This window comes from Vibrio genomosp. F10 str. 9ZD137 (genome assembly GCF_049974785.1).
GTDB lineage: Bacteria > Pseudomonadota > Gammaproteobacteria > Enterobacterales > Vibrionaceae > Vibrio.
The window spans coordinates 1-8,555 of sequence record NZ_JBNGCJ010000214.1; the positions used below are offsets into that span (position 1 = coordinate 1).

Annotated in this window: 9 protein-coding genes; 3 read left to right on the plus strand and 6 right to left on the minus strand. The window is 41.9% G+C overall.

What is annotated here, in order from left to right; translation table 11 throughout:
• The 4 genes from ACP45E_RS02890 to ACP45E_RS02905 all read right to left on the minus strand — a co-directional run.
• Window positions 1-314 (minus strand): formate--tetrahydrofolate ligase (locus ACP45E_RS02890; protein ID WP_141707203.1); only part of this gene is annotated, 314 nt, incomplete at its 3' end.
• Window positions 315-644: 330 nt separating this feature from the next.
• Window positions 645-2,546: a sensor domain-containing diguanylate cyclase gene (locus ACP45E_RS02895; RefSeq protein WP_017037980.1), complete on the minus strand. Its 1,902-nt coding sequence runs from the start codon at window positions 2,544-2,546 to the stop codon at window positions 645-647.
• Window positions 2,547-2,779: 233 nt separating this feature from the next.
• Window positions 2,780-3,304, minus strand: a complete 525-nt coding sequence (locus tag ACP45E_RS02900; RefSeq protein WP_017033602.1) for a hypothetical protein — start codon at window positions 3,302-3,304, stop codon at window positions 2,780-2,782.
• A 107-nt stretch (window positions 3,305-3,411) separates the two neighbouring features.
• On the minus strand, window positions 3,412-3,780 hold the full coding sequence (locus tag ACP45E_RS02905; RefSeq protein WP_017037979.1) for a YgiW/YdeI family stress tolerance OB fold protein: 369 nt from the start codon (window positions 3,778-3,780) through the stop codon (window positions 3,412-3,414).
• A gap of 166 nt (window positions 3,781-3,946) precedes the next feature.
• Between ACP45E_RS02905 and ACP45E_RS02910 the strand changes: the two genes are divergently transcribed.
• Window positions 3,947-5,407, plus strand: coding sequence for a cobyric acid synthase (locus ACP45E_RS02910; RefSeq protein WP_026026613.1), 1,461 nt, complete (start codon window positions 3,947-3,949; stop codon window positions 5,405-5,407).
• Between the two features lie 95 nt (window positions 5,408-5,502).
• Here the strand turns inward: ACP45E_RS02910 and ACP45E_RS02915 are convergent, their stop codons facing one another.
• Window positions 5,503-5,943, minus strand: coding sequence for a DUF3069 domain-containing protein (locus ACP45E_RS02915; RefSeq protein WP_017033599.1), 441 nt, complete (start codon window positions 5,941-5,943; stop codon window positions 5,503-5,505).
• 134 nt (window positions 5,944-6,077) lie between these two features.
• Here ACP45E_RS02915 and ACP45E_RS02920 point away from each other — a divergent pair, with 134 nt between their 5' ends.
• Window positions 6,078-7,043, plus strand: a complete 966-nt coding sequence (locus ACP45E_RS02920; protein ID WP_017037977.1) for a GGDEF domain-containing response regulator — start codon at window positions 6,078-6,080, stop codon at window positions 7,041-7,043.
• 113 nt (window positions 7,044-7,156) lie between these two features.
• The gene (locus ACP45E_RS02925) at window positions 7,157-8,149 is read left to right on the plus strand and encodes a Solitary outer membrane autotransporter beta-barrel domain (RefSeq protein ID WP_017033597.1); all 993 of its coding nucleotides are present in this window, start codon (window positions 7,157-7,159) and stop codon (window positions 8,147-8,149) included.
• 29 nt (window positions 8,150-8,178) lie between these two features.
• Here ACP45E_RS02925 and ACP45E_RS02930 read toward each other — a convergent pair.
• On the minus strand, window positions 8,179-8,555 hold a 377-nt coding region (locus ACP45E_RS02930; RefSeq protein WP_141707204.1), incomplete at its 5' end, for a GGDEF domain-containing protein.

Consider the following 8,555-nt stretch of genomic DNA (forward strand, 5'->3'; position numbering starts at 1 on the left):
TTAACGCCAAAGACAGGCCCCATCGAGGGCTGACGAATACAAGCGACTACCGATCGGTTCAGTTGCTTCAACCCTTGAGAGAGACCGATCGTTGTGACTGTCTTACCTTCACCGAGTGGGGTTGGAGTGATTGCGGTCACGACAACAAGCTTACCAGAGGCAGAATTGTTTAGTCGTTTTAAGCTTGAAAGGGAAACTTTTGCTTTGTATTTACCCAGGGATTGAAACTCGTCTTCTAGGAGCCCCATTGAGGCGGCTACCGTCGTGATTGGTTGGAGTTCAGAATGGCGACAAATTTCGATATCAGACAGCATAAAATCCTCATGCAGGGAGTAATTAAAGCGCGGTAAACGTTTGCGTGACGATAATAGCGTTAATATGTGCTTTGTAAAGTGCTATCTTACCTAATCATATGTTGTGATTATATCAGGGATTATTTAGGGTTATCGATGTATTTATCAAGAAAGCGTTAGTGGTGAAAGGAATTGATTAGCGGCATCTATTATTGAGCGGAAATTGAAACCGAATGGAGTCTGAAGAATAAGTTATTGGTGTAAATTAACTGTTTGATCGTTGCATTACTGTAAACAAATGTTGAGACTGATTGTGCGTCATTAATGATAGGCTACTGCGCTTCTAAAACACTAAGCAATTTCGTGCGCTTCTTGGCTCGTCATCATTGAAATGCAGTTTTTACCTGAGCTTTTCGCTTCATATAATGCGATGTCTGCGCGTTGATAAGAGTTTTCGATACTCGAATCAACGTTGCTGACTCCTCCACTGACCGAGACAGAATGCTCATGGTGCAGGTAAATAGCTGTTCTTAGCCTGTTTAGTACAACCTCTGCCTCTGCAAGAGGTGTGTGTGGCATGATTAGCCCAAACTCTTCCCCACCTATTCGAGCAAGGAAATCGGTTTCTCTAATCTGATCTAAAATGATACTCGATACAGACTTGATGACTTTGTCGCCTTCAGCATGGCCGAGTTTGTCGTTGATCCGCTTGAAATTGTCGATATCAATGATCGCGATGCAAGATTGATACTTGTCTGGGTAGCGGCGAGATCGTCTTGCTTCTCTGCGGATTTGCTTATCAAACTTACGTCGATTCCAAAGGCCACTGAGGGCGTCTTTTTCACTAAGATCTCTGAGACGGTTTTCAAGTATCTTACGTTGGGTGATATCGACGAATGAACCCACGTAGAAGATTACCTTCCCTTCACTGTCCGTGACCGTTTGGATTCTGAGAATTTCAGTAATAAGAGAGCCATCTTTGCGTTTATTCGTGACTTCACCTTCCCACATTCCATCCGCTAACAACTGTTTCCACATCTGCATATAAAATTCTTGTTGGTGCTTGCCGGATGTAAAAATAGAAGGGCTCTTGCCTTTGACCTCTTCTAGGGTATAGCCACTTAAGCGTGTGAATTCCTTGTTGACGGAAAGGATACGGTTATTTTTGTCAGAGATGAGAACCGCTGACATACCATCCATCGCGACTCTGGCAATTTGGCTCTCAATCGAGTGCTTTTTATGGCGTACATTCCAAGCACAAAAACCGCAAGAAAGTAGCAGGGTAATGATGTAAACAGCAATGGCGAGAAATGAGATTTGCTTGTATTCATTCTCAATTTGTTGATTGACTTTTTGACTAGGTACATTGAGCACAAGGTATAGGTCTTCACCTAATATGTCTTTTGAAACGTTTACTTTGGCGTATGACCACCATGATCCCGCATCAAATACATTGCCTTCCTCACCAGACTGGGCACTTTCCCAAACTTTTGGTAGCAGTTGATTGAGGTTAAATTCACTATGTTCCGCAATAACGTTCCCAAGAATCTGGCTAAATGTTTGGCTTTGTAGATAGAATCCATTGGCGTTTATTAGGTCTGGTTTGGATTGAATATCAGAACCATAATTGAGAGATTCATAGATCGCATTGAAATCTAGATTGGCGACAAAATAACCATACCGTTTAAAGTTAATATCAACGGGTATGATTATTCGCAAAGCAGGAGTAATAGGGGTGACAATCTTATGGTTATCGTATTCAACATCAATACCAAAGCGGCCAGATTGGTTGGGTTTAAGGGTTGTTGCGTACTTGAAATAGTCACGGTGCGCTTTATTTTGTAAAAACTCGTCAGAAACAACTTCGACATAGTTAGCCACGCTGTTAACACGAATTTGCTCTTGCCCCGTATTGCTCAGAAATCGCAATTTAGAAAAGTAGCCTTTAGAACGCGCAATCAAGATCCAAAGATCTTCCACGGCATCATAATTACTTTGGTTGTTTTCAAGCACGGCGGAGTACAACAAGCTATTACTTGAAAGAAGTTCGATCGTGGCTTCAATATCTAAAATAGTCGATTGCAATGAACGTTGACTAAACTCCAACTGAGCACGAGTTTCTTGCTCTACGAGAGACAGGGATCGTTGTTCGATACGTTGCCATTCACTGATAAAGAACAGGGTAGGCACCATACTCAAAATGATAAAGATAAGAAAAAATTGAAGTATTGAAAACGTGGGTTTAACGGTCATAGTCACAAGTCATCACGAACATAACGCCATGATAACTAAGCGGGGTAATAGTTTTGTGATTTGATACGCATATTACATTATATGCAAAAGGGGTATTATAGGTTTTTGTGATGTGTAACTTTGAAATGGCGAGTAATGGAATGAAACGGCATTAATTAAACAGAGCTTCGTCATAATCTAATCAATGCCTAGAGTGTCTATTTTTATTGTCCGGGTGCCGGTTTTGAGCCTGACTAGTAATTAAAACGCGCGGCAATTGAAAATTGAGGCCCGTAAACCCCGTCATTCCGTGCGCCAGCAAAAAGAACAAGCGCTTCAGTGGAATGAAAATTAACCCCGGCATGAAAAACAGAACGTTCATCGTGTAAACCAATTCGTCCTAATACTTCGATTTGATTGGCTAACCAAACACGGCCCCCTAGATTAAACTCTGGTTGGAATTCTGAACTAGAGCTTGAGCTATCAACAAAGTTCACATGATGGAGCAGTATTTGACCGTAAATGTCTGCAAACGCTCCGATTGGTCCGTTAAAACCGACGCCAACAGCAGCGTCCCAATCGTTATCAAACCGTGAATCTACTCGACCCACAAAGTGCGCATTTTCCATTAACATCATGCTGACTTCACCACCAATGGTCTGTGGTCCGAAACCACTTCTAAATTCGAAGTAGTTGTAACTGAAATTGTTCGCTTGCACAAAAGGGGACAAAACAAAAGTAAGCGCAACAAGGCTAATTTTTGAAAGTGTTTTTAACATAACTGCTCCGTAGTCATAGAATATGCAGATGATTTTTTGACGATACGGAAAAAGCCTGCAATAAACAGGCCATAAATATCTGAAAATACGTTGTTTAGTCGTTTAGATTATAGAAGGATTAAATGATCCACTTCTATCTCAGGCTTCGCCCCGCCTTCGTATTCGCCAAAGAGTCGAACTCGTGTTGTCTGATCTATTGGGCTTTGAATGTTGATATCGTCAAGATCGATTAGTATTTCACCTGTTCCATCATTAAACATAAATTGGTCGGCAGCCAGTTGCTTTGTCAGAGTGCCTTCAACGATGACATCGTTATCAGAAAATGTTTTTGTGTTGGCGTTTATTGCCTTTATGGTCGTAATTTCTACTGGCCCTGAATAGTGGATGGGTCCTTTCTCTTTACTGTGTGCGAAGCTAGGTAACGATGTTAAAGCGAGTGTACCTACGATAGTAGCGACCATGAGATGCTTGTTCATAATATTCCCTCGATTAATTCATAGTGAGACACTGTGTCATCGAGTTTATTTAACGACAGTCTGACTGAACACTGTCTGAGTGTGGCATTCATAATCGATTCATTCTATTGAGTAATCGTAGCGCTAACCGTTATTATGAAAGAAATGACTTAACTTTAAAGACAATATGAAAACAACGTTAGAATCCATAATGGTACAAGGCACCACATCGGATGCGGGTAAAAGTGTGCTGGTGGCAGGGTTATGCCGTGTATTGGCAAGACGCGGTATCTCGGTTGCGCCATTCAAGCCACAGAACATGGCACTAAATAGCGCGGTGACCGAAGAAGGTGGTGAAATAGGAAGGGCTCAAGCCGTTCAAGCTCAAGCTTGTAACATAAAACCGAGTGTACATATGAACCCTGTGCTGCTTAAGCCCTGCTCGGATACGGGCGCGCAGGTCATACTGCAAGGTAAAGCCATAGATGATATGGATGCGATTGGTTATCACGATTACAAAGCGGTTGCGATGAACACGGTAATGGATTCCTATGGCCGTTTGTCGGACCAATATCAGAGCATCGTTATCGAAGGGGCTGGCAGCCCGGCTGAGGTTAATTTACGTGAAAATGATATCGCCAATATGGGGTTTGCTGAAGAAGCGGATGTGCCCGTTATCATTGTCGCTGATATTGACCGGGGTGGCGTGTTTGCTCACCTCTACGGCACACTAGCCCTACTGTCAAAAAGTGAACAAAACCGAGTGAAAGGCTTTGTGATTAACCGTTTTCGAGGAGATATTGCACTGTTGCAATCTGGCTTGGATTGGTTAGAAGAGAAAACAAAAAAACCGGTATTGGGGGTATTGCCGTATTTACATGGTTTCAACCTAGAGGCCGAAGATGCCATTAACACAGCTCAGGTTCAAGGAAGCAGCACTAAACTGAATGTGATAGTGCCGGTGTTAACGAGAATAAGTAACCATACTGATTTCGATGCATTGAGGTTGAATCCTGATGTAAATCTCCGTTATGTCGGTAAAGGCGAGCGCTTGACGGGCGCTGACCTTATTATCATTCCTGGCACAAAATCGGTAAGAAGTGATCTTGAATATTTGAAAAGTCAGGGGTGGGATAATGATATTAAGCGTCATATCCGCCTTGGTGGCAAAGTGATTGGCATTTGTGGTGGTTATCAAATACTCGGGGAAACCATCAGTGATCCATTTGGTGTTGAGGGGAAAGCGGGTGAAAGTGATGGGTTATCACTATTGCCGATTAATACCCAGTTAACCCAACAAAAGACGCTGACTAATGTAACCGGTGTGATGACCTTAAATGGAGAGGAGCAACCCGTTAGTGGGTACGAAATACATGTAGGTCAAACTGAAGTGACAGGGAGACAACCGATACAACTGAATAACGGATCGTGGGATGGGATGGTCTCTTCATGCAATCAAATCTTCGGCACATACTTGCATGGCATATTTAATGGACCAGAGGTGACGTCGTTGATTTTTAATTGGGTTGGAGTGTCTGATATTGAGCCAGTTGATCATATTGCAATGAACGAATCAGCCATTAACCGTATCGCGGATGCAATTGAGGATAATGTAGACCTCAATGTTTTATGGCCTGATCTTAACTAAGTACGGTATGCACCAGAGCTCGCTTAATCGATAAAAATAACGCACAAAAAAGCCGCGGTATTTAAAACAACGCGGCCAAATCAAAAGATGAAAGATTATTGTTTAATAAACACTTCTCTAAAATCCTTCTTTAGAATCGCATCTCGGCGAGCTTTCTTAATTTGTTTTACCATGTCTTTAACGCAGTTATGTAGGACTTGATCAAGTAATTGGGTGCGGTACTCTTCTTTATCTTCGTCTGTCATGTCTTTCGGTAAATCTAATGTTGGAAACTCTTCCATAACATTAACGCCCGCAAATGCTTGGCTTACAGAAATTAACGCGTGGAATTGTTCAAAATTATCGAGAACGTTTTGCGCACTTGCCGGTAAAGAGTTCCATGCTTCTCTAACGGCTTCTTCAGAAACTTCATGAATCGACGTTACCATAAAGTGCATCGCTTCAGGAACTTGGTCAAATTCAATGACCTGTTTGAGTTCTGCTGAAACCGTTGCTAAATCCACTTTTGGCTGTTCTGTTTGTTTTTCGTCAGTCATGACAATATCTCTTAGGGTAAAAAGGTTATGCTAAAAACTTATGGTAAAAAGTCAATAAGCTAGACTTAAATAACTAGTGAAACATTTGATTTGAAGTGCTATAAAACTAATTAACGCTTTTTTAGGGAGAATATATGACAATTAATGGCTCCTCAATGCGAATACTCCTTGTTGATGACGTTCAGATGGATCGAATGCAACTGGCAATTCGTCTTAAACAACTGGGTCACCATGTTGAAGCAGTATCGAGTGGAAAAGAAGCGTTATCAATCTATTTAAAGTTCGATCCAGAATTGATTTTGCTCGATATTACAATGCCTGAGATGAATGGTTTTGAGTTGTCTCAGGAAATTCGACGTTTATATCCAGATTGGATACCGATCATCTTTTTAAGCAGCCATGAAGAACCCAGTATGATAGCCAAAGCCATCGATGCGGGTGGTGATGACTACTTAATTAAGCCTGTCGATAAGCTTGTTTTAAACTCAAAGCTTATAGCAATGCAGCGTATAGCTCAGATGAGACGAGAATTAAAGCGCGCATCAATTAAACTGCAAGAACTCAACCAGGCACTGCAGCATCAAGTCAATGAAGATGGATTAACCTCACTGTACAATCGCCGCTTTATCGATGAAAAACTGCAGGATATGATCAGTTGGCATGGTCGTCATAAGTTCCCGTTAACACTGATACTTATCGATGTCGATCGCTTCAAGTTATTTAACGATAATTATGGCCATATTCAAGGTGATAAATGTTTAATAGCGATTGCAACGTTGACCAAAGAACTGTTTTCTCGGAGTGCTGAGTATGTTGGTCGATATGGTGGAGAAGAGTTTGCCATACTGCTTAGTCATACAGGGCAAGACAAGGCGTTAAATGCTGCAAAGCGGATAAAAAACGCACTGTCGGAACTGGCTTACCCTCATGAGTATAACGATGACTTTGGTGTTGTGACTGTTTCACAGGGCATCTATACAACGGTACCCAATGGGCATGAGTCCATCAATGATATTTATTCGAAGGCAGATGAAGCGCTTTACGCTGCGAAACATCAGGGGCGTAATACCTATGTTTTAGCGGATCCTACTGGCGAATAGCTAGCATTATTTTCGTCGGTTGTGAGCTTCATAGAGATGAATAGATGTTGATTATAATGGCGTAAATACGTCATTATGATGCATATTCATTAGAGACATTTGAAGGCGATATATTGAGTAGTTTCCGTTTAGCTGTGCCGTTGGCTATCCCCTTGGCTATGTCATTTGCAAACCCCGTACTCGCATCGCAAAGTATTAGTGAGGCCTATAGAGGTCAATTAGAGCAGAACTTTGCCGCAGCGGTTATTTTGATGGACAGTGACGTGTTTACTTTTGGTATTCACGATTTTGACCCAAACGATTTGTTTCATTTAGGCAATGAAGATATCGGTACTGAGGAGTCGATCAGTCTTCGAAATCGGATTCAGGTAACAACCCTCCCTTATACGTTAGAGCTCTCCAACCAAGAAGATAAGCATAAGCAATCTTTGATGTTTCGTTTGTCAGGTTTAGTGTCTGAAAAGAACATTACAATTGATGGAGTGACTACCTCAGACATAAATAAAGATCGAATGATTGCTGGTTATGTGGGCTATCAATACCAGTATTATGTCACTGCTCAATGGAGTATAGAGCCGTCGTTTGCTGTTCACTTGATGCAATATAAAAATAGTTTCGAGTATAGAAGTGACAAGTTGGTTGCAGTCAAAGAAATACTTGATGGGCGATATGTTAATACGTCGGCTTGGTCACTGATTTATGAGCCAACGGTTAGCTTTAAATATGAACATGACAAGCCATGGGGAAGTTGGACAGTGTATTCTAACTGGCACTATTTTTATGGACACGGATGGGGAGAAGCAAATCAAGGCCAAATTGGCAACACAGAAGGCTGGTACGTTGCAAATGGCATCCAATCTATCTACAACTTTGACCGATGGGGTAAGGCAGTCCAGTCTGTATACAGCAGTTTTCGTCGTATCGACCTAGGTTCTGATATCAAACAACCGTTAGGGACTGATTATTACTATGAGGCTTCTATCGGATGGTTAATGACGCCGCCGTTTGATATGGCGTGGGTTGATAACGTAGGGATCGGTCTGAATTTTAATTACGGCAGTGCCTTGAAGGGCGGAAGTATCGTGTTGTTTTTTAACCAAGACTAGCGATTAACTACAGCTAAAGCGTGTTCGAATTAACAAGACACTTTATTTCTTCCGGTTTGCTTGGCTTTATAGAGCGCTTTGTCGGCTTGCTTAATCACATTCTGCGGTTTTCTCTCAGACGACGAATCAGCTACACCAATACTAATCGTGATATTGACCGTTTCTGAGCTTTGATTCTTTCCACGTTGAGTGGCGCCCATTTTCTTATTCTTTGGTCGACTCGCCACATCTCTTAAAGCCATTTCATAGTTAGCAATGTCTTCGCGTACTCGCTCTAAATATTCCAGAACGTCTTGCGCATACCGCCCTTTAAAGACCGCTGTAAATTCTTCACCACCGTATCGATAGACTTTTGCTTTTCCACCTATCAGCGATAAACGAGCCGCGACAAGCTTTAGAACATCGT